We start from the raw sequence: 20,009 nt of genomic DNA on the forward strand, positions 1-20,009 counted from the left end.
TGGCGAATGCTTCAGAGCACTTCGGACACGCGGCTGGCCATCAGGATGTTGGCGTGCAGCGTATTGGTGGCGTCGTTGCCCACCTTCTTGGCCGAGTGGTTGGTCAGCAAGCTCCACACCAGGTTGTCGTCCACGCGGAAGCTGCAAAGTAGCGTGTTGCGGGAGGCCAGTTTCATCACTTGCGCTGCCGACAGCGAAGCGAGAATGTCGGCAGACTCCTCGTTCATGCCCAGACGGAAAACCGCTTCGGCCTTGTCCTGACGGATCAGGGTTTGGGCCAGCATCAGGTAGGTGAGGTTGGCTTCGCGGATTTCAGCGAGGATTTGTTCGTTGGTCATGGCAGCTTCCTTTTTTCCAGTACCGGGTCTTGCGTTTTCTGCTGACTGCAGGTTTTGCGTGATCCGTTGAAATGGATTGTGAAACCGCCCCAATCAGAAATTAAGTCGGGGTTTGACTGTGCCGCGTGTCTGGTTTCGCGGCGGGCCGTGTAGGAAATTGCCTTACACGCAGATCAGGCGTCTGCTGGCTTTTCAGGGGGCGCGCCTGCTGCGTTGGCAGGCGCCGGTCCCTGAATTCTGCTCATGGTTTTGATAGCGCCTGCAAAACCATCTTTTTTGCGCTTTTGCAACCCGCGGCGTTCGTTAAATCGTGAACACGTTCTTAGACGCCGCAGTCAGCGCTGTTCAACCTCTTTCGACAGGGCGCGTAGGGTCTGAACACCACTCGCTCCAGCTCCCCGCAAACAGCGCGGTATGACCCAGGCCTGCAATCTCCATGGCCAGCAGATTGGGCACGGCGCTCACGCCGCTGCCGCACTGGTGCACCACGGTGGCGGGGGCACGGCCCGCCAGCAGGGCATCGAACTCTGCGCGCAGCACGGCTGCGGGCTTGAAGCGGCCGTCGGCACCGATGTTCTCGGCAAAGGGGCGGTTGAGCGCGCCCGGAATGTGGCCTGCCACCGGGTCCAGCGGCTCCACCTCGCCCCGGTAGCGGGCACCTGCGCGGGCATCGATCACGGTCTGGTCGGCGGGCTGCTGCAGTTGGGCGAGGACGTCGCTGGCCGTGGCCAACCGGCGCAAAGGCTCCTTCAATTGAAATTGGGACTGGAAGTGCGAGGGCTCCTCGCCGCTGTGGACCGCCCCGCCCGCGGCTTGCCAGGCCTGCAGTCCACCGTCGAGCACGGCTGCTGCGTCATGGCCCGCCCACTTGAGCATCCACCACAGGCGGCCGCAGTAGTTGGCGCCCTGGCGGTCGTACACCACGGCCTGCATGCCGTTGGCAAAACCCACGCTGGACAGCCACATGGAGAAATGCTCGCGGCTGGGCAGCGGGTGGCGGCCGCCGGATGCGGGCTGGTCGGCCTCTTGGGCGGTTACCGTGCCGTGCGCGCCGGGGGCGCCGTGTTTGGCGCTGAGGTCGTTGTCGAGGTTGGCGTACACCGCGCCGGGGATGTGCGCCTGCGCGTACTGCTGGGCCCCGGCCGTGGGTTGCATGAGTTCGAAGCTGCAGTCAAACACCATCAGCGGCGTGCCGCTGGCGATGAGGGCTTGCAGGTCGGGGGCGGAGATGAGCGTGGTGTAGGTGGTCATCGGCAGGGGCGGTGCGAAGTGACGTGATATGTCGAGGAGGGCTCCATTGTGGCCATCCCGATGGGGTGTGTCCTCGTCCGTGCGTATCTGTTTTTGTATCTGTCAGTGTTCTTCTGCAGGCGCGCCGGGTGCAGCCCGGGCCCGCAAGATGGTGGCCACAATGCCGCTGCCCACGATGAGTGCCATACCGATCCAGCCGATGGGCGGAATTTGGTCGCCAAACAACAGCACGCTGTAGATACCGGCAAACACGATGCCCGAATACTGCAGATTGGCTACCACCAGCGTGCCGCGCTGGGTCTTGGCGCTGGCGTAAGCCTTGGTCATGCATAACTGGCCGCCCGCTGCCAGTACACCGATCGGCAGCAGCCACATTGCCTGCCAGCCCGGCCAGTCCGAGGTGCCGGTAAACAGCATGGCCCCGCCGCCCGCCACGGCAGAGCCCACCGCAAAGTAGAAGACGGTGCGCGACTCGGGCTCGCCCAGACGCGACAGCGCCACCACCTGCATGTAGGCAAACGCGGCCGACAGTCCGGACATGAGGCCGATCATCCCCGCGAAGGCCTGGTTCTGGTCCAGGCTGGGGCGCAGCATCAGCACCACGCCCACAAATCCGACCAGCACCGTGAGCACCAGCGGGCCTTGCAGGGCAGGGCGCGGGGTGGCTGGCGAGGGGCGCCAGGCCAGCAGCGTGCCACCGATCAGGAACGCCGCGATCCACACGCTGCTCATGTAGTTAAGCGTCATGGCGGTGGCCAGCGGCAGGTGGGCAATGGCGTAGAACCAGGCGCCCAGCGACGCCACGCCCACCAGGCTGCGCCATGCGTGCATGCCGGGGTATTGCGTCGCCAGTGTCACCTTTTGCGAGCGCGCCAGCAGCCACAGAATGAGCATGCCGATCAGCCCCCGGTAGCACACCAGCTCGGCCGAGTTGAAGAAGTCCGAGGCGATCTTGACGCACACGCCCATGCTGGCAAACAGGAACGCGGCCAACACCATCCAGAGGGCTTGCATCGGGTTGTGATCTCTTGAAGCGCGCCGTGTGGCGCAGAAGTGAAAATAGCTGCTAGCGCTTATTTTTTAAGCACTGGCAGCTATTGTAATGAGAGCAGACCCCGGCGGGCCCGCAGATTGGCGGGGTTTTTCCGTCGTATTCAGCGATTCGGCGTGGCCGGATCGATGGTGTCATTGCCCATCGCTGACCGGTACCACTCATGGAAGTGCTGCATGCCGTCTTCCATGGGGCTCTGATAGGGGCCGACCTCGTTGTCACCGCGTGCCAGCAGGGCCTTGCGGCCTGCGTCCATGCGCTCGCCGATCTCGTCGTCCTCGATGCAGGTCTCCATATAGGCGGCCTTCTGTGCCTCGACGAACTCGCGCTCGAACGCAGCGATTTCTTCGGGGTAGTAGAACTCCACCATGTTCAGCGTCTTGGTCGGGCTGATGGGGTGCAGCGTGGACACGGTGAGCACATGCGGGTACCACTCGATCATGATGTGCGGGTACAGCGTGAGCCAGATGGCGCCGTACTTCGGCGGCTTGCCTTCGCGGTAGTCCAGCAGCGCCTTGTGCCAGCGTTCGTACACCGGGCTGCCGGCCTTGCCCAGGCGGTTGGCCACACCCACGGTTTGTACCGAGTAGTTCTTGCCAAACTCCCAGCGCAGGTCGTCACAGGTGACAAAGCTGCCCAGGCCTGGGTGGAAGGGGCCCACGTGGTAGTCCTCCAGATAGACCTCGATGAAGGTCTTCCAGTTGTAGTTGCACTCGTGCAGCTCCACATGGTCGAGCACGTAGCCGTCAAAGTCGAGGTCGGCACGCGGGCCCATCTGGGCCAGGTCGGCGGCCACGTCGTAGCCGTTGTCTTCAAAGAGAAGACCGTTCCACTCGCGCAGCTTGTAGTTGTTCAGATTCAGGCACGGGTCGTGCGCAAAGTGAGGTGCGCCCAGCAACTCGCCCTTGGGGCTATACGTCCAGCGGTGCAGGGGGCACACGATGTTGCCGCCCGCGCTGCCTTTTTGCTGGGTGTTCAGCGACCCTTTGCCCTTGAGCATGACCGCTTGCCGGTGGCGGCACACGTTGGAGACCAGCTCGATGCCACCCTGGTTGTCGCGCATCAGGGCGCGGCCCTCGCCCTCCTGGGGCAGTGCGTAATAGTCGCCCGGGTTGGGCACAGCCAATTGATGCCCCACATAGCGGGGCCCGCGCTGGAAGATGGTCTCCAGCTCGCGCTGGAACAGCGCATCGTCAAAGTAGCTCGAAACTGGTAGTTGGCTTGCGGCCTGCTGCAGTTGAAGACTTAAATCAGACATGGGTGACCTGACCTAAAGACTCCCCACAGAGAGAGTGCGGGAGGTGCGCCAGGGAAGGCGCATCTGGAAAAAGAAAACCGGCTAGGGTAGGTAGCCGGCTCGACGGGAATGGGATTATAGGTGGTGGGGTTATTCCCGCACCCCTGCTACGTGAATAGAAAACACCGGTTCCAGAAAAATAGAGGGTCCCCACGGATCGGTCCCCGTCTGACACGGGCGCTACAGCGCTGCGCCTAAAATCACCGGTTTTTCACCTGCGCACTGCCGCCCCCTCCATGCCCAAGGCCCCCGCAACCCCCGCTCTTCCCGCCGAACCTGCCAGCTATGAGGCGGCTCTGGAGGAGTTGGAGCAGCTCGTGGCTCGCATTGAATCGGGTCAGTTGCCGCTGGACCAGATGCTGGCGGGCTACCAGCGCGGCGCCACATTGCTGGCCTTTTGCCGCCACCGGCTTGATGCCGTGCAGGACCAGATCAAAGTGCTGGACGACGGCCAGCTGCAACCATGGAACCAGGAATGAGCGCGTTGCCAATGACCCCTGCGACGGTGATGGGCCAGCCCCTGGACACGAACCTCTGGATTCAAAACCACCTGGCCCGCGTGGAGCAGGCCCTGTCCCTATGGGTGGGCGACGGCGCTCCGGCAGGGCTGGGCGACGCCATGCGCTACGCGGTGCTGGATGGCGGCAAGCGCCTGCGGCCCCTGCTGGTGCTGGCGGCGTACGAGGCGGCGTGCAGCGGCGCGTTGAATTCCGCAGTGCCTCAGGATGCTGCGGTGCGCGCAGCCCTCGACGAAGCCGCCCTGCGGGCCGCGTGCGCGGGCGAGCTGATCCATGCTTACTCGCTGGTCCACGACGATATGCCCTGCATGGACAACGACGTGCTGCGCCGTGGCAAGCCCACCGTGCATGTGCAGTTTGGCGAAGCCCAAGCACTGCTGGCGGGCGATGCCTTGCAGGCCTTTGCGTTTGAACTGCTGACCCCCGACAACACCCTCATCCCCGCCGCCACGCAGGCGGCCCTGTGCCGGCTGCTGGCTCGGGCTGCGGGCTCGGCCGGTATGGCGGGCGGCCAGGCGATTGACCTGGCCAGCGTGGGGGTGGCGCTGACCGAAGCGCAACTGCGCCAGATGCACCGCCTCAAGACCGGCGCGCTGTTGCAGGGCAGTGTGCTCATGGGGGCCTTGTGTGGCCACGCGGCGCCCAGTGGCTACCAGGCACTGTCAGACTACGGCGCTGCCATGGGGCTGGCGTTCCAGGTGGTGGACGACATCCTGGATGTGGTCGCCGACTCGGCCACCCTGGGGAAAACGGCGGGCAAGGACGCTGCCGCAGACAAACCCACCTACGTGTCGTTGCTCGGGCTGGAGCGTGCACAGGCCTATGCGCAGGAGCTGCTGGTCGAGGCGCATGCGGCCCTGGGCCGCAGTGGCTTGCCGGACACCCGTGCCCTGGCGGCCCTGGCGGACATGGTCGTGCGCCGCTCGCACTGAGCCAGGCCTTGGTCCCTGGCGACTCTCTTCATGTCAAAATGCCTGCTGGCGCTTGAATCTATTGCGCTGGTAGCTATCAAAAGAATAGTCAATGTCCACGACATCCTTTCCCCTGCTGCAGACCATCAATGACCCGGCAGACCTGCGCCGGCTCTCGCGCGCGGACCTTAAGGTGCTGGCGACCGAGCTGCGCGAGTTCGTGCTGCAGAGCGTCTCCCAGACCGGCGGCCACCTCAGCTCCAACCTGGGCACGGTGGAGCTGACCGTGGCCCTGCACCACGTCTTCAGCACCCCTGAAGACCGCCTGGTGTGGGACGTGGGCCATCAGACCTATCCCCACAAGATCCTGACGGGCCGCCGCGACCGCATGCACACGCTGCGCCAGCTGGGCGGCATCTCGGGCTTTCCGCAGCGGGCCGAGAGCATTTACGACACCTTTGGCACCGCGCATTCCAGCACCAGCATCTCGGCGGCGCTGGGCATGGCGCTGGCCGCCAAGCGCAAGGGCGACAACCGCCATGCGGTGGCGATCATTGGCGATGGCGCAATGAGCGCTGGCATGGCGTTCGAGGCGCTCAACAACGCGGGCGTGGCCGACTGCAACCTGCTGGTGGTGCTCAACGACAACGACATGAGCATCAGCCCGCCCGTGGGCGCGCTCAACCGCTACCTGGCCCAGCTGATGAGCGGGCAGTTCTACGCCGCCGCCAAAAACGTGGGCAAGACCGTGCTGCGCCCCGTGCCGCCGCTGCTGGAGCTGGCCAAGCGCTTCGAGCAGCAGGCCAAGGGCATGGTGGTGCCCGCCACGCTGTTCGAGAAATTCGGCTTCAACTACATTGGCCCCATCGACGGGCACGACCTCGATTCGCTGATCCCCACCCTGGAGAACATCAAGAGCCTCAAGGGTCCGCAGTTCCTGCACGTGGTCACCAAGAAGGGCCAGGGCTACAAGCTGGCCGAGGCCGACCCCGTGGCCTACCACGGCCCCGGCAAGTTCGACCCCTCCGTAGGCCTGACCAAACCCGCCACCCCCCCCAAGCAGACCTTTACACAGGTGTTTGGCCAATGGCTGTGCGACATGGCGGCGCACGACGAGCGCCTGGTGGGTATCACCCCCGCCATGCGCGAGGGCTCGGGCATGGTCGAGTTTGAAAAGCGCTTTCCAGACCGCTACTACGACGTGGGCATTGCCGAACAGCATGCCGTCACGTTCGCAGCGGGCATGGCCTGCGAAGGCATCAAGCCCGTGGTCGCCATCTACTCCACCTTTCTGCAGCGGGGCTACGACCAGTTGATCCACGACGTGGCCCTGCAGAACCTGCCCGTGGTGTTTGCACTGGACCGCGCGGGCCTGGTCGGCGCCGACGGCGCCACGCACGCTGGTGCCTACGACATACCGTTCGTGCGCTGCATTCCCAACATGAGCATGGCCTGCCCCGCCGACGAGCGCGAATGCCGCCAGTTGCTCAGCAGTGCGTTTGAACAGGACCACCCTGTGGCCGTGCGCTACCCGCGTGGCAGTGGCGCAGGCGTGGCGCCCTTGGCAGCGCTGGATGGTTTGCCGTTTGGCAAGGGCGAGATCCGCCGTGAGCGCAAGGGGGTGGAGGCGGACAGCAAGGCCCCTCGCATCGCCATCCTGGCGTTTGGCACCTTGCTGTATCCCGCGCTGGAGGTGGGCGAGGCGCTCGATGCCACCGTGGTCAACATGCGCTGGGCCAAGCCCATCGACGAGGCCTTGCTGCGCGAGGTGGCCGAGCGCCACGACGCCCTCGTGACGGTCGAAGAGGGCGCCATCATGGGCGGTGCTGGCAGCGCGGTGACCGAGGCACTCAACGCCATGGGCATCGTGCGCCCGGTGCTGCAACTCGGGCTGGCCGATGTGTTCATCGAGCATGGGGACCCGGCCAAGTTGCTGGCGTTGCAGGGGCTGGATGCAGCGGGTATTCGCGCATCGATTGCAGCGCGGTTTTTGCCTGGCAGCGCGGGCTGAAACGGGGTGGACTACAGGCGGCGCATCGCGCTTGTCTGTAGGTGCCGTGATGGCTTTTGCACCGTTGTCGCGCAGATGCTTGCAGAACCCTGAAGGTATGTGTTGAGGCTGGACTTTCGCGGGAAAACCCGCAAAAGTCCTGGGGGTCATGTTCCTACAATGGTCCCGGCTGAAACATGTCCTTGGCTGGCCGTGCACAACGCGTGCGGACCAAGTTTTGCAATCAATATATCGGAGAGAACCTCATGGATCGTCGTTCAATCATCAAGCACGCTGGCATCGCCGGTGTGCTGGCTGCAGGCGCTGCGCCCGCCGTCCACGCCCAGGCTGCCATTCGCTGGCGTCTGGCCTCCAGCTTCCCTAAGTCGCTGGACACCATTTATGGCGGCGCTGATGTGTTCTCCAAGGCTGTCAAGGCCATGTCGGGCGGCAAGTTCGAAATCTCCGTGCACGCTGGTGGCGAGCTGATGCCTCCCTTTGGCGTGGTCGATGGTGTGCAACAAGGCACCGTGGAAATGGCACACACCGTGCCTTACTACTTCTACGGCAAGAACCCCGCGTTCGCTCTGGGCTCGGCGATTCCATTTGGTTTCAATGCCCGCCAGATGAACGCCTGGATGCTGCATGGCAATGGCCGCAAGCTCATGAACGAGTTCTACGGCGGCTTCAACATGATCAGCTTTGCAGGTGGCAACACCGGCACGCAGATGGGTGGCTGGTATCGCAAGGAAATCAAGTCGCCTGCTGACTTCAAGGGCATGAAGATGCGCCTGGGCGGCGGCCTGATCGGTGAAGTGATGCAAAAGCTGGGTGCCGTGCCCCAGAGCATCCCTGGCGGCGAAATCTACCAAGCCCTCGAAAAGGGCACGCTGGACGCCGCCGAGTGGGTGGGTCCATACGATGACCAGAAGCTGGGCTTCAACAAGGTTGCGCCCTTCTACTACTACCCCGGCTGGTGGGAGGGTGGTCCTGAGGTGGACTTCTTCGTCAACCAGAAGGCGTTTGACGGCCTGTCGGCTGAGAACAAGGCCATCATCGAAGCCGCAACCAACGTGGCCCACGTGGACATGCTGGCCAAGTACGATGCGCTGAACCCCACGGCCCTCAAGCAACTCGTGGCTGCCAAGACCAAGGTGCTGCCTTTCTCGCAAGCCGTGATGGACGCTTCGTTCAAGGCTTCGATGGAAGTGTTCGCCGAGAACGATGCCAAGAGCCCCGAGTGGAAGAAGATCTACGCCGACATGCGTGCCTTCCAGCGCGACCAGATCCTCTGGTTCCGCTTTGCCGAAGCCCGCTACGACACCTTCATGTCCGCACAGAAGATCTAATTGCCTGGCTGCGGCGCAAGCCGCACGGCATGACCGATCAAAAACCCGCCCGGCTCGCCTGGCGGGTTTTTTTGCGTCTTGTCAGATGGGGTCCTATCGTGGGTGCAGAGGCGGGGCTGAGGTGCAGACGGGGCAGTGGAACCAAGCGGAAATGTTCGATCGGGTGGGCCGCAGGGGGGTACCTGCACAGCACCGAGCGGCGATCCCCCGGCTGTGGCAGGCCTTGCTGCCGTGTGTTGTCGGCGCCATGGTTTTGCGCCGTGTGTAGCCCATTGAGAACCTGCTGGCGATCTCTTGCGAGGCTGTCAACAGGCTCGTATGGCGTGCTACCTCAGCACGGGGCGGTAGGCAAACCATAGGCCCGGTCGATTCCAGGGGCTCCGATCACTGGACATTTGCCACAGTGCGTTGTCTGTTTACATCTTGGGGCCGTAGCCCCAGCCTATCTGGAAGCACCCATAAAAAAGCCCCGGCAGATGGCATCTGCCGGGGCTTCTGGTGCCTTAGAGGCTGGTCAACAGCCCCGTGTGGTTTAGATCACTTTTTCTCGTTGGCCAGCGAGTCCTGCAGGGCCTTGAGCGGATCGTCTGCAGCGGGAGCCGCAGAGTCTCCAGGGGCTGCACCGGCGCCTTCCATGCCCGCGGTGGGGTCGGTGGCTGCAGGGGCTCCGGCCGCGTCGGGCATGGTGGCTTCCATTTCCATGCGGACCTTGTCCAGGTCATAAACCTCGGCCTTGTCCAGGCCGCTGGAGACGATGCCAGGGAAGACAATGATCAAGCCCACCATCATCAGCTGGATGATCAGGAAGGGGATCGCACCCCAGTAGATCTGGGGCGTGGTGACCGGCGCAATCATCTTCTTGGTGACCTTGTCCAGATACTCCTTCGCGGGCGCCACGCTGCGCAGGTAGAACAGCGCAAAGCCAAACGGTGGGTGCATGAACGAGGTTTGCATGTTCACAGCCAGCAGCACGCCGAACCAGATCAGGTCGATGCCGAGCTTGTTTGCCACCGGGGCCAGCAGGGGCACCACGATGAACGACAGCTCAAAGAAGTCCAGGAAGAACGCCAGGAAGAACACCATGATGTTCACGACGATCAGGAAGCCCAACTGGCCGCCAGGCAGGCCGGTCAGCAAGTGCTCCACCCACAGCGGGCCGTCCACGCCCTGGAAGGTCAGGCCGAACATGGTGGCACCCACCAGGATGAACACCACAAAACACGACAGCTTGGTGGTGGTGGTCACGGCCTGCTTGAGCAGTGACATGCTCAGACGGCCACGGATGATGGCCATGATGCCCGCGCCCAGCGCACCCATGGCACCGCCTTCGGTGGGGGTTGCGACGCCCAGGAAAATGGTGCCCAGCACCAGGAAGATCAGCAGCAACGGAGGGATCAGCACAAAGGTCACGCGTTCAGCCGCACGGGACAGCAGGCCCATGCGGGTGATCTTGTTGATGCTGGCGGCGACAAAGGCCAGTGCCACGCCAAAGCACATGGACACCACGATGGTTTCGTCCAGTGCCACGCGCTCCACGGTCTCGCCCGACCACCAAGTGTGCAGGGCGGGCATGTTCTTGGCCACGTAAATCGAGGCTGCCACGCAGGCACCGGTCAGCACCAGCAGAGAGGTCACGCCGCTCTTGCCGTTGTCATCCCGCAGCGTGCGCGCTTCGGGCGGAATGGCTGGCACCCACTGGGGCTTGAAGATGGCCAGCAGAATCACATAGCCTGCATAAAAGCCGGTGAGCATCAGGCCGGGCAAGAAGGCGCCCTTGTACATGTCGCCCACGCTGCGGCCCATCTGGTCCGCAATGATGATGAGCACCAGGGAGGGAGGAATGATCTGCGCCAGCGTGCCGGAGGCTGCAATCACCCCCGCCGCCAGTCGTCGGTCATAGCCATAGCGCAGCATGATGGGCAGCGAGATCAGGCCCATCGAAATCACCGAAGCGGCCACCACGCCCGTGGTGGCTGCCAGCAGCGCGCCCACGAAGATCACGGCCAGTGCCAGGCCGCCACGGATGGGGCCGAACAACTGTCCGATGGTGTCGAGCAGATCCTCCGCCATCCCGCTTCGCTCCAATATGAGCCCCATGAGCGTGAAGAACGGAATGGCCAGCAAGGTGTCGTTCTGCATGATGCCGAAGATGCGCAGCGGCACGGCTTGCAGCAGGGCTTCGGGCAGCACGTTCAATTCAATGCCGACGAATGCGAAGAACAGGCCGCAGGCGCCTAGGCTGAAGGCAACCGGGAAGCCCACCAGCAAGAAGCAGATGAGCCCCACGAACATGATGGGGGCGAGATTGTGAGTAAGAAATTCCATGGTGTGTGCTCCGCTCAGACGGCCTCGGTCTTGTTCTTGCCGTTGCCCTTGGCTGCTTCGGCCAGGTTGCGGATGGATTCAGCCAGTTCTTCCTCGGCCGTCTTCTCGATCTTCTTGACCGTGGGGTCTTCGATCAGGCCTTGCAGGAAGCCCAGGCGCTTGATGAGTTCGGACACGCCTTGCAGCCACAGCAGCGCAAAGCCCAGCGGCATCATCAGGTACACGGGCCAGCGGATCAGGCCGCCTGCGTTGTTGGACATCTCACCCGACGCCAGAGCGCGCGTGAAGAAGGGAACGCCGTACCAGAGCACAGCCAGGCACATGGGCGTCAGAAAGACGATGTAGCCGAACACATCGATCCAGATCTGCGTGCGCTTGGAGAAACGGCTGGAGATCACGTCGACCTTGACATGCTCGCCTTGCAGCAGCGTGTAGCCGGCCGCCAGCAGGAACGATGCGGCAAACAGGTACCACTGCACTTCCAGGAATGCGTTGGAGCTGACGTTGAACGCCTTGCGCACCACGGCGTTCACGCCACTGATGACTGTGGAGGCCAGGATCAGCCAGACCACGTACTTGCCGACCTGGGTGTTAAGCCAGTCGATCCCTCTTGATAACTTCAATAGAGCCTGCATGGTGTCTCCAATAAAAAGGCTGTGTGTGCGAGATGCTTGGCCCCCGCGCGGGTAGGCGCTAGGGCGGGGCGCACTGTGACGACGGCGCGATTCTACGGAGCACTGTAGGTGGAGTCTGACAGCAGCGTGACGGTGTTATCCCGCAGCAGTTGCTCATTCTTCAGCTATCAAAAGTGGAGCAATTAGGGTTTCTTCCTAGGCGTTGAGGTGCGCTTTTTTCGCGCAAATTGCCACCAGGGCAGCACCGTGCTCATGGCAAGCACCTCGCCGCAGTGCCAGGCGGTGTAGCCCGGCAGCGTGGCCATGTGGGTCTGCCACTCGGGTGTTTGCAGCAGGGTGCGCAGTGCCAGCGTGGCGGGTTGGTCCAGGCTGGCTTTGAGGCAAGCCAGGTGGTAGCGCTCGTGCACCAGGGGCACAAAGTCCAGCCCCCGCGCACGGGCCGCCAGCTCGATGCCCATGCCCACATCGGCAGCGCCTGCGGCCACGGCCTGGGCAATGGCGGTGTGTGACGGTTCGTTGAGGGCGTAGCCCACGATGCCCTGCGGGTCCATGCCTGCCTGGGCCAGCAGGTCGTCCAGCAGCACCCGTGTGCCCGAGCCCAACGGGCGGTTGATGAAGCGGGCGCTGGTGCGGACCACATCGCCCAGGCTGTGCAGGCCCAGCGGATTGCCGGGCGCCACGATGAGCCCCTGGGTGCGCTGCGCAAAGCCGATGATCTTGTGCAGCCCCGGTTGCAGCAGTGGCTTGTAGGTGCGCGCCGTGAGCGATTGTGCAGCCGCGTCTGCCACGGTGTGAAAGCCTGCCAGGGTGCAGCGCCCTTCGTTCAACGCACGGATGGCGTCCACGCTGCCCGTAAAGCGGATGTCGAGGTGCAGCGCGCCCACATCGGTCTGTGCTGCCGCATGGGCGCGCAGCGCCGCCAGCGCATCGTCATGGCTGGCGTACAGGGTGAGGACATGGGCGGTAGGGTCGAACGCCACGGCAAACGCGCGCTCCAGGTCGGCGTGCAGCGCTGCGATCTGCGGTGCCAGGCGCGCCTGGGCTTGCCGCTCGGCCCACAGCAGCTTGCTGCCGAATTCGCTGAGTTGTGCCGACTGGCCCTTGCCCCAGATGATCAGCTCGCCGCCCAGTTGGTCTTCCCAGCGCTTGAGGGCGCCCCAGACATGGCGGTAGGACAGGTCCAGCGCGCGCGCCGCGCCCGAGATGGAGCCGCGCTCGGCCACGGCCTGCAGCAGTTCGGGCAGGGGGTTGCGGATGAGCGCAGTGCCCGCGTCGCGGCTGAGTGTGTAGTGAAGTTGGACCCTATGCACGGGAGTTCATATCGCTGGATATTGGATGGGTGCCTACGATAGCCCAAACCGATCCCCTGGCCCATGTCCACCCTTACCGAAAGCGCGAGCACAGCGCTTGAACTCACCCTCTCGTCCGACCCCGTCCTCTGGACCATCGTGGGCCGCTCCTTGTCCGTCAGCGCTACCGCCTGTTTGATGGCCTGCGGGGTGGGCCTGGTGCTGGGGGCCTGGCTGGGCGTGGCCCGCTTTGCCGGTCGCGGCGCGGTGCTGGCCGTGCTCAACACCTTGCTGGCCGTGCCTTCGGTGGTCGTGGGGCTGGTGGTGTACCTGGTGCTGTCGCGCAGCGGGCCGCTGGGCTCGCTGGGCTGGCTGTTCAGCTTCAAGGCCATGGTGCTGGCGCAGGCCATTTTGGTGTTGCCCGTGGTCACTGCGCTCACACGGCAGACGGTGGAAGACGCCGAGCGCGCGCATGGTGAGCAGTTGCGGTCGATGGGCGCGGGCTCGCTGCTGCGCAGCCTGCTGCTGGCCTGGGACGAGCGCTATGCGCTGCTCACAGTGCTGCTGGCCTCGTTTGGCCGCGCGATCTCCGAGGTGGGCGCGGTAATGATTGTGGGCGGCAACATCGACGGCTTCACGCGGGTGATGACCACGGCCATTGCGCTGGAGACCAGCAAGGGCGATCTGCCCCTGGCGTTGGCGCTGGGCATCATCCTGCTGGCCGTGGTGCTGGCGCTCAATGTGCTGATCGCGCTGGTACGGCGCTGGCGTGAACGGGTGGATGGCTCAGCATCCAGCACGCCCGTGGGGGTGGCGGCATGAGCGGGCCATCGACAAACCCCTGGGTGGACTTGCGCCAGGTGACGGTGCGCTACGGCAGCGTGCAGGCGCTGGACCAGATCACACTGCGCATCACCCCCGGTGAGCATGTAGCGCTGGTGGGTGCCAACGGCAGCGGCAAGAGCACCTTGCTGCGCGTGCTGCATGGCCTGGCCGACACCGACGCGGGCGGGCTGCAGTGCGATGCCTCATTGCGCCAGGCCATGCTGTTCCAGCGCCCGCACATGTTGCGCACCAGCGCCCAGAACAATGTGGCCCTGGCCCTGTGGCTGCGTGGCACACGCTGGTGCGACGCCCGCCCCAGGGCCCTCACGGCCTTGCAACGGGTGGGCTTGCAGGGCATTGCTGCGCAGAACGCGCGCACCCTCTCGGGCGGCCAGCAGCAGCGTGTGGCACTGGCCCGTGCCTGGGCGCTGCGGCCCGACGTGCTGCTGCTGGACGAACCCACCGCCAGCCTCGACCCCCACGCCAAACGCGAGGTCGAGGCCCTGATGGCCGACTTTGCGGCCAGCCACGGCGCGGCCGGCCCGGCGCATCCCGTGACCATGGTGTTCAGCAGCCACAACCTGGGCCAGGTCAAGCGCCTGGCCAGCCGCGTGATCTACATGGAACACGGCCGTCTGGTGGCCGACCTGCCCGTGCACGACTTCTTCAACGGCCCCTTGCCGGAGGCCGCCCGTCTGTTTGTCAAAGGAGAACTGGTATGACGAATTTCAAGGTTTTTTGCACCCCAGCGCTTGTGTATAAAGCGCTAGCAGCTATTGTTTTGGTAGCAAGTGATTCCGCCTTTGCGCAGAGTATCACCATGGCCTCCACCACCTCTACGGAGCAGTCGGGCCTGTTTGGCTACCTGCTGCCCGAGTTCAAGAAGGCCAGCGGCCTGGACATCAAGGTGGTGGCGCTGGGCACCGGGCAGGCACTGGACATGGCGCGCCGGGGCGACGCCGATGTGCTGTTCGTGCACGACCAGGTGGCCGAAGAAAAGTTTGTGGCCGATGGCTGGGGCGTGAAGCGCTACCCGGTGATGTACAACGACTTCATCCTCATCGGCCCCAAAAACGACCCGGTGGGCACCCAAGGCAAGGACATCGTGCAGGCCCTGCGCAAGCTGTCTGCCGCCAATGGCAACTTCATCTCGCGCGGCGACAAGAGCGGCACCCACGCAGCCGAGCTGCGCTACTGGAAGCTCGCAGGCGCTGACGCCGCCAAGGGCGTCGGCTACAAGGAATGTGGTTGCGGCATGGGCCCGGCGCTCAACATCGCGGCATCAAGCGGCGCCTACGTGCTGGCCGACCGGGGCACCTGGCTCAACTTCAAGAACCGCGCGGACCTGGCGGTGCTGGTCGAAGGCGACACCAAACTCTTCAACCAGTACGGCGTGATGGTCGTGAACCCCGCCAAGCACCCGCATGTGAAGTCGCAGGACGCGCAGAAATTTGTGGACTGGGTGGTGTCGCCTGCTGGCCAGCAGGCCATTGCGGGCTACAAGATCGGCGGTGAGCAGCTGTTCTTCCCGAACGCGGCGCAGTGAGCGGTCGCCATGGCGTACAGACCCCACGTGGCGGCTGCCACAGCCGCCGGATTGGCCATCGCTCTGATCGGTTGTTCGACGGCCCCTGCCCAGGCTCCCATGGCTGATGCTGCCCCGTTGCAGGTCTATGCCGCTGGCAGCCTGCGCGAGGCGTTCACCGAGATCGCGCGCGACCATGAGGCCCGCACGGGCCAGAAGGTGGCCCTGACTTTTGGCGCGTCGGGCCTGCTGCGCGAGCGCATCGAAAAAGGCGATCCCGCGCAGGTTTTTGCCTCGGCCGACACCGACCACCCTCAGCGCCTGGCGGCACGGGGCGGTTGGCAAGCGCCTGTGGTGTTCGCGCGCAACGCGCTGTGTGCGCTGACCAGCGAACAGATCAGCGCCACTCCTGACACCTTGTTGGCCACGTTGCTGCGCAGTGATGTGCGTGTGGGTACCTCCACGCCCAAGGCCGACCCGTCGGGTGACTACGCCTGGGGGTTGTTCCGCCAGGCCGACAAGTTACAGCCGGGGGCCTACGCCCTGCTGGACGCCAAGGCCCTGAAGCTCACGGGTGGTGCGGACTCGCCCAAGCCGCCAGCGGGTCGGGGCACCTATGCCTGGGTGATGGATCAGCGCCAGGCCGACGTGTTTTTGACCTATTGCACCAACGCCGTGGCCGCCCAGGCCGAAGTGCCGCGCCTGCGGGTGGTGCAGCTGCCTGCCGCACTGCAGGTGGGTGCTGCCTATGGCCTGACCGTGCGTGCCGACGCGCCCGCTGCGGCGCAAGCGTTTGCCGGTGCGCTACGCCAACCGCCTGCTCAGGCGGTATTGCAACGGCTGGGGTTTGGGCAGCCCTGAACACGGGTTGCCGTCTGGCTGCGAGTGTGTGCACACGCCGCGTCTGTCTGCCTGGTGGGGTGGCGCGGCGTGTGTCGTTTAGAGCCTGTTCAAAGGCTTTGAACAGGCTCTTAGACCTGCTGTCTGCAGCGCTCAGTCATCATCGCGGTGGTGACTGCTGCGCCAGATGGCGCGTACCAGCCACAGCCCACACACCACGGCGCCAAAGAACCCCAGGAACCCAAAGGCTGGCAGGCCAAACAGCGTAGGCCCGCCCTTCACGGTCATCACGATGGACGAGCCGATGATCAGCGCCGCAATCACCAGCGCCATCGCCAGCCGGTTGGCTGACCGGTCTATCTGGTCGCCCACACGTTTGAGGTGGGCCAGCTCGATGCCCACCTGCAGGTGCCCGCGCCGCGCATTGCGCAGCAGCCGCCCGATGTCGTCCGGCAACTGCTCCACCGTGGCCAGTGCACGCCGCAGGGTGCTCCACGCGCGCCCGGCGAGCACCTTGGGCTCGTAGCGCGCGCGCACCACCTGCTTGAGCAGCGGCAGCGCTTCGGTGGCCATATGGAAGTCCGGATCGAGGTTGCGGCCCATGCCTTCGAGCGAGATGAAGGCCTTGATGAGCAGCGCGAGGTCGGACGGCAGCCCCAGGTGGTGCTCGCGCAGGATGGCCGTCACGTCGGCCAGCATCTGCCCCAGGCTCAGCTGTGCCAGTGGCACACCGTGGTACTGGTCCACAAAGGCCTCGATCTCGGTTTCGAGCTGGCCCAGGTTCAGGCCCTGCGCGTCGCCCGTCCAGTCCAGCAGCACGTCGGCCACGGCCTGAGGCTGGTGTTCGACCAGGCCCAGCAGCAGCTGCAGCAGCTCGTCGCGCCGGCGCTGCGACAGGCGGCCCACCATGCCAAAGTCAATGAAGGCAATGCGGTTGCCCGGCAGGTAAAACACGTTACCGGGGTGCGGATCAGCGTGGAAAACGCCGTCCTTCACGATCATCTGCAGCACTGCCTGCGCGCCCCGCTGCGCCAGCACGGTGCGGTCAAACCCGGCCTCGGGCGTCAGCGCCGCCAGGGCTCCGCCGGGTGTGCCGTCGATGAAATCCTGCACGTTGATGCGCTCGCGCGTGTAGGCCCAGTGCACGCGCGGGATCACGATGTGGGGCTGCGCCGCCATGTTGGTGGCAATGCGTTCGGCCTGGCGGCATTCGCCGGCCAGGTCCAGCTCGCGGCGCAATGAGCGCGCGAACTCGCGCACCAGCTGCTGGGGCCGGTAGGGCTTGAGCGCGGGCAGTTCGGCCTCGGCCAGCGCGGCCAGGCGCTGTAGCAGGCGCAGGTCGGCATGGATGGTGTCGGCAATGCCAGGGCGGCGGATCTTGACGATGACCTCGGTGCCGTCCTGCAACCGGGCGCGGTGCACTTGCGCAATCGATGCGGCGGCCAGCGGCGTGGTGTCGAACCAGGCAAAGACCTCTTCCGGCTCAGCGCCCAGGTCTTCGCGCAGTTGCGGGCGCAAGGCATCGATGGGCACGGCGGGCACATGGCTGTGCAGCTTTTCAAATTCCGCAATCCATTCGGGGCCAAACAGGTCGGCCCGGCCCGCGAGGATCTGGCCAAACTTCACGAACGCCGGGCCCAGCTCTTCGAGCGCCAGCCGCACCTGCACGGGCGGCTCTACGCGGGCCAGGTCGGCGGCGTGGGTCCAGTTGAGTGCCTGGCCTGCGCGCTCCAGCCGGTCGGCCAGGCCCAGGCGGCGCACGGTGTCACCAAACCCATGGCGCACCATCACGCCCAGGATTTCCTTCAGGCGCCCCAGGTCGCGGGCGGTGTCCAGGGTCTCGATCAGCATGGGGCGATGATAGTTGTCAGAGCGTCAGATCGGGTTTGTTCACCATCAGGTAGAACACCACGGCCATGGCCACAAAGGCCGGGTAGCCCAGTGCCTCCCACCAGCGGGCGTAGCGCCAGTACAGCGGGGGCAGCACGCCATCGCCCTGGGGCGCCTTCGCCGCCTCTACCGCCATGTCGCGCATGCGCAGCTGCAGCCACACCACAGGCAGCCAGCAGGCACCGGCCACCAGGTACAGAGCGATGGACACCGCCAGCCACGGCGTGCTCCATGGCAGCCCGGCCATGGCCGCCATGGCAAGTCCCGTGGCGGGCTGGACGAACACCGTGGGCGTGGTGAACCACCAGTCGGCCCGCACCACCAGGCGGCTGACCACCGCCTGCGCCTGCACATTGCCGCTGCGGTTGGTAAAGAACATGTAGAACGCCGAGCCCAGCCCGGTGCCCACCAGCAACACGCTGGAGATGATGTGCAGCCATTTGAGGGTGAGGTACAGGCTCATGGCTTGTGTGGTGGAGTGGGCGTGTCTTGCAGCAGCACCAGCAAGATGGCAGCGATCGGCAGGTTTTTGGTCAGCGGCCCCAGCGGGTGCAGCCACCAGGATGGATCGATGAAAGTAGCGAGCAGGGTCATCGTGCCCATCAGCACCAGCGCCGCCAGGTAGGCCGTCCTGCCAGGCCTCCAGGCCAGCCACAGGCCCACAAGAGCGTCGGCGGCGGCACCCGCCAGGATGAGAAACTGGCTCAGTCCCGGCGTGCTCCATGTGGGGGGCAGGCTGACCAGCAGTGCGTGGCTTTGTCCGTTCAGCTCCACGACGCTGACGATGGCGGTGGCCAGCCACACAAACACCAGGCTCCAGCGCAGTAAGGCGTGGGTCGCAGGGGTCATGGCTCCTCCACGATGTCCGTCACCATGCCCCACTTCGCAAACTCCGGCGCAAACGCCGCCAGGGGCAGCAGGCTGGTGCTGGTGTGCGCGCCAGTCGGCAGCGCCCGCCCGGTCGCCAGTTGGCGTGCCAGCAGGATAGCGGCCATGCAGGGGATCTCAGGGCCATGGTCGTGGTCGGCCGCAATGTGCCATGCGCGGCGCCGGGCCTGGCCCTGCGCATCGGCACCCGCCACACGCACCACCATGCCGCCCAGCGGCGTGCCCAGAAAGTCCAGCGCGCCGCCCGCGTGGTGCATCAGCCAGGCTAGCTTTTCGGGATGGGGCAGCGCGCCCCAATGGCGCAGCGCCGCCAGGGTCGCAAAGGCTCTCTGCGCCAGGCCCACCTCCAGGGCGGCGCGGAAGGTGACACGGTTGCGGGCTTTGTAATGGGCCGGGAAAATTTCCAGGTCCGGGATATCGCAGACCGCCCCCAGGCGTGGTCGCAGCCGTTGAAACTGGACCCGCGTGGGTTGTGCCCAGCCCCGCTGGGGTTGCCAGCGGCCACCGTCCCACACATCGATGGGCAGACCGCAGTAGCTCAGCACCGCCGCCAGTGTGGCCAGGCCACGCGGCGCACGCTGCGCGGGGGCGATGCAGATGTCGATGCTGTCGATGTGCTGCCAGCCCGCACACAGGTGGTCGATGACGGCGGAAGACAGCGCGGGCACCGTGCTGGCACCGGCAACGGCTGTGCGCCCCGTGGCGGCGAATGCGGCCTGCATCGCAGCCGGAAAGTCGCACACAAAACGGCGACCGTCGGCCAGGTCGATGTAATGTGCGCCTGCCTCTGCGGCCGCTTGAGCCACGTTGTAGGCCTGCGCCTGAAACGGGCCTGCCGTGTGAATGACCAGACCCACGCCCAGCGCCCGCAGCCTGTCTGTCAGGCCGGGCGCTTCGTGGTCCAGTGCCACGCCCTGGGCTCCATGTCCCAGGGTGGCCGCCAAGGCCTTCGCCTGCGAGGCATTGCGGCCGGCCACCAGCAGTGCGATGTGGTGGCGCGTGGCCTCGTCGCCCATCAGTGCGCGGCAGATGCGTGCACCAAAGTTGCCGTAGCCGCCCAGGACCAGGGTTGTGAGTGCTGCCATGC

At 65.1% G+C, this 20,009-nt stretch carries 19 protein-coding genes; 8 read left to right on the forward strand and 11 right to left on the reverse strand.

The window, feature by feature from the left end:
* Positions 1–11: 11 nt before the first annotated feature.
* The 4 genes from flhD to OIN59_RS15495 form a co-directional block, all read right to left on the reverse strand.
* Positions 12–338: a flagellar transcriptional regulator FlhD gene (gene flhD, locus OIN59_RS15480; protein WP_015015270.1), complete on the reverse strand. Its 327-nt coding sequence runs from the start codon at positions 336–338 to the stop codon at positions 12–14.
* Between the two features lie 345 nt (positions 339–683).
* Positions 684–1,589 carry a sulfurtransferase gene (locus OIN59_RS15485; protein ID WP_274111863.1) on the reverse strand — a complete coding sequence of 302 codons (906 nt, stop codon included), beginning with the start codon at positions 1,587–1,589 and terminating at the stop codon, positions 684–686.
* A 102-nt stretch (positions 1,590–1,691) separates the two neighbouring features.
* The gene (locus OIN59_RS15490; protein ID WP_274111865.1) at positions 1,692–2,603 is read right to left on the reverse strand and encodes a DMT family transporter; all 912 of its coding nucleotides are present in this window, start codon (positions 2,601–2,603) and stop codon (positions 1,692–1,694) included.
* A gap of 140 nt (positions 2,604–2,743) precedes the next feature.
* The gene (locus OIN59_RS15495; protein WP_274111867.1) at positions 2,744–3,898 is read right to left on the reverse strand and encodes an aromatic ring-hydroxylating oxygenase subunit alpha; all 1,155 of its coding nucleotides are present in this window, start codon (positions 3,896–3,898) and stop codon (positions 2,744–2,746) included.
* 275 nt (positions 3,899–4,173) lie between these two features.
* Between OIN59_RS15495 and xseB the strand changes: the two genes are divergently transcribed.
* The 4 genes from xseB to OIN59_RS15515 all read left to right on the forward strand — a co-directional run bounded on the left by xseB (position 4,174) and on the right by OIN59_RS15515 (position 8,705).
* Positions 4,174–4,416: an exodeoxyribonuclease VII small subunit gene (xseB, locus tag OIN59_RS15500; protein WP_056639486.1), complete on the forward strand. Its 243-nt coding sequence runs from the start codon at positions 4,174–4,176 to the stop codon at positions 4,414–4,416.
* Positions 4,413–5,387, forward strand: coding sequence for a polyprenyl synthetase family protein (locus OIN59_RS15505; protein WP_274111870.1), 975 nt, complete (start codon positions 4,413–4,415; stop codon positions 5,385–5,387). The genes xseB and OIN59_RS15505 overlap by 4 nt, the downstream gene beginning before the upstream one ends.
* Positions 5,388–5,478: 91 nt before the next feature.
* Complete coding sequence (gene dxs / locus OIN59_RS15510; RefSeq protein WP_274111873.1) at positions 5,479–7,377, forward strand: 1-deoxy-D-xylulose-5-phosphate synthase; 1,899 nt, start codon at positions 5,479–5,481, stop codon at positions 7,375–7,377.
* A gap of 245 nt (positions 7,378–7,622) precedes the next feature.
* Positions 7,623–8,705: a TRAP transporter substrate-binding protein gene (locus OIN59_RS15515; protein ID WP_274111875.1), complete on the forward strand. Its 1,083-nt coding sequence runs from the start codon at positions 7,623–7,625 to the stop codon at positions 8,703–8,705.
* A 537-nt stretch (positions 8,706–9,242) separates the two neighbouring features.
* On the opposite strand, the gene OIN59_RS15520 is transcribed toward OIN59_RS15515, so the two are convergent.
* From OIN59_RS15520 to OIN59_RS15530, 3 genes are all read right to left on the reverse strand, one after another.
* Complete coding sequence (locus tag OIN59_RS15520; protein WP_274111877.1) at positions 9,243–11,030, reverse strand: TRAP transporter large permease; 1,788 nt, start codon at positions 11,028–11,030, stop codon at positions 9,243–9,245.
* A 14-nt stretch (positions 11,031–11,044) separates the two neighbouring features.
* Complete coding sequence (locus OIN59_RS15525; RefSeq protein ID WP_274111879.1) at positions 11,045–11,665, reverse strand: TRAP transporter small permease subunit; 621 nt, start codon at positions 11,663–11,665, stop codon at positions 11,045–11,047.
* A 182-nt stretch (positions 11,666–11,847) separates the two neighbouring features.
* On the reverse strand, positions 11,848–12,975 hold the full coding sequence (locus OIN59_RS15530; protein WP_274111881.1) for a substrate-binding domain-containing protein: 1,128 nt from the start codon (positions 12,973–12,975) through the stop codon (positions 11,848–11,850).
* Between the two features lie 63 nt (positions 12,976–13,038).
* Between OIN59_RS15530 and OIN59_RS15535 the strand changes: the two genes are divergently transcribed.
* From OIN59_RS15535 to OIN59_RS15550, 4 genes are read left to right on the forward strand one after another with little or no spacing between them, the layout of a single operon-like run.
* Complete coding sequence (locus OIN59_RS15535) at positions 13,039–13,776, forward strand: ABC transporter permease (RefSeq protein WP_274111883.1); 738 nt, start codon at positions 13,039–13,041, stop codon at positions 13,774–13,776.
* On the forward strand, positions 13,773–14,501 hold the full coding sequence (locus OIN59_RS15540; RefSeq protein ID WP_274111885.1) for an ABC transporter ATP-binding protein: 729 nt from the start codon (positions 13,773–13,775) through the stop codon (positions 14,499–14,501). Before OIN59_RS15535 ends, OIN59_RS15540 begins: the two co-directional genes overlap by 4 nt.
* A complete protein-coding gene (locus tag OIN59_RS15545) occupies positions 14,498–15,325 on the forward strand; it encodes an extracellular solute-binding protein (protein ID WP_274111887.1) in 828 nt (275 codons plus the stop codon). The genes OIN59_RS15540 and OIN59_RS15545 overlap by 4 nt, the downstream gene beginning before the upstream one ends.
* Before the next feature lie 9 nt (positions 15,326–15,334).
* Positions 15,335–16,165 (forward strand): molybdate ABC transporter substrate-binding protein, encoded by an 831-nt coding sequence (locus tag OIN59_RS15550; RefSeq protein ID WP_274111889.1) that lies wholly within the window; start codon positions 15,335–15,337, stop codon positions 16,163–16,165.
* Between the two features lie 132 nt (positions 16,166–16,297).
* Here the strand turns inward: OIN59_RS15550 and OIN59_RS15555 are convergent, their stop codons facing one another.
* Genes OIN59_RS15555 through OIN59_RS15570 form a run of 4 tightly spaced genes read right to left on the reverse strand, consistent with a single transcriptional unit; the run spans position 16,298 to position 20,007 of the window.
* Positions 16,298–17,995, reverse strand: coding sequence for an ABC1 kinase family protein (locus OIN59_RS15555; protein WP_274111891.1), 1,698 nt, complete (start codon positions 17,993–17,995; stop codon positions 16,298–16,300).
* Between the two features lie 16 nt (positions 17,996–18,011).
* The gene (locus tag OIN59_RS15560; protein ID WP_274111893.1) at positions 18,012–18,497 is read right to left on the reverse strand and encodes a DUF2269 family protein; all 486 of its coding nucleotides are present in this window, start codon (positions 18,495–18,497) and stop codon (positions 18,012–18,014) included.
* Positions 18,494–18,883, reverse strand: coding sequence for a DoxX-like family protein (locus OIN59_RS15565; RefSeq protein ID WP_274111895.1), 390 nt, complete (start codon positions 18,881–18,883; stop codon positions 18,494–18,496). Before OIN59_RS15565 ends, OIN59_RS15560 begins: the two co-directional genes overlap by 4 nt.
* Positions 18,880–20,007, reverse strand: a complete 1,128-nt coding sequence (locus OIN59_RS15570) for a saccharopine dehydrogenase NADP-binding domain-containing protein (protein WP_274111897.1) — start codon at positions 20,005–20,007, stop codon at positions 18,880–18,882. The genes OIN59_RS15565 and OIN59_RS15570 overlap by 4 nt, the downstream gene beginning before the upstream one ends.
* Positions 20,008–20,009 lie beyond the last annotated feature (2 nt).

The sequence above is a fragment of the Acidovorax benzenivorans genome, from assembly GCF_028680575.1.
In the GTDB taxonomy this organism is placed as follows: Bacteria; Pseudomonadota; Gammaproteobacteria; order Burkholderiales; family Burkholderiaceae_C; genus Acidovorax; species Acidovorax benzenivorans.

Excerpts from the sequence above, each read along its gene's own strand:
- OIN59_RS15520 (WP_274111877.1), bottom strand. The coding sequence starts at position 11,030 with ATGGAATTTCTTACTCACAATCTCGCCCCCATCATGTTCGTGGGGCTC.
- OIN59_RS15515 (WP_274111875.1), top strand. The coding sequence starts at position 7,623 with ATGGATCGTCGTTCAATCATCAAGCACGCTGGCATCGCCGGTGTGCTG.
- OIN59_RS15565 (WP_274111895.1), bottom strand. The coding sequence starts at position 18,883 with ATGACCCCTGCGACCCACGCCTTACTGCGCTGGAGCCTGGTGTTTGTG.
- OIN59_RS15545 (WP_274111887.1), top strand. The coding sequence starts at position 14,498 with ATGACGAATTTCAAGGTTTTTTGCACCCCAGCGCTTGTGTATAAAGCG.
- OIN59_RS15570 (WP_274111897.1), bottom strand. The coding sequence starts at position 20,007 with ATGGCAGCACTCACAACCCTGGTCCTGGGCGGCTACGGCAACTTTGGT.
- OIN59_RS15560 (WP_274111893.1), bottom strand. The coding sequence starts at position 18,497 with ATGAGCCTGTACCTCACCCTCAAATGGCTGCACATCATCTCCAGCGTG.
- OIN59_RS15505 (WP_274111870.1), top strand. The coding sequence starts at position 4,413 with ATGAGCGCGTTGCCAATGACCCCTGCGACGGTGATGGGCCAGCCCCTG.
- flhD (WP_015015270.1), bottom strand. The coding sequence starts at position 338 with ATGACCAACGAACAAATCCTCGCTGAAATCCGCGAAGCCAACCTCACC.
- OIN59_RS15555 (WP_274111891.1), bottom strand. The coding sequence starts at position 17,995 with ATGCTGATCGAGACCCTGGACACCGCCCGCGACCTGGGGCGCCTGAAG.
- OIN59_RS15525 (WP_274111879.1), bottom strand. The coding sequence starts at position 11,665 with ATGCAGGCTCTATTGAAGTTATCAAGAGGGATCGACTGGCTTAACACC.
- OIN59_RS15535 (WP_274111883.1), top strand. The coding sequence starts at position 13,039 with ATGTCCACCCTTACCGAAAGCGCGAGCACAGCGCTTGAACTCACCCTC.
- dxs (WP_274111873.1), top strand. The coding sequence starts at position 5,479 with ATGTCCACGACATCCTTTCCCCTGCTGCAGACCATCAATGACCCGGCA.
- OIN59_RS15550 (WP_274111889.1), top strand. The coding sequence starts at position 15,335 with ATGGCGTACAGACCCCACGTGGCGGCTGCCACAGCCGCCGGATTGGCC.
- OIN59_RS15495 (WP_274111867.1), bottom strand. The coding sequence starts at position 3,898 with ATGTCTGATTTAAGTCTTCAACTGCAGCAGGCCGCAAGCCAACTACCA.
- OIN59_RS15490 (WP_274111865.1), bottom strand. The coding sequence starts at position 2,603 with ATGCAAGCCCTCTGGATGGTGTTGGCCGCGTTCCTGTTTGCCAGCATG.
- OIN59_RS15485 (WP_274111863.1), bottom strand. The coding sequence starts at position 1,589 with ATGACCACCTACACCACGCTCATCTCCGCCCCCGACCTGCAAGCCCTC.
- xseB (WP_056639486.1), top strand. The coding sequence starts at position 4,174 with ATGCCCAAGGCCCCCGCAACCCCCGCTCTTCCCGCCGAACCTGCCAGC.
- OIN59_RS15540 (WP_274111885.1), top strand. The coding sequence starts at position 13,773 with ATGAGCGGGCCATCGACAAACCCCTGGGTGGACTTGCGCCAGGTGACG.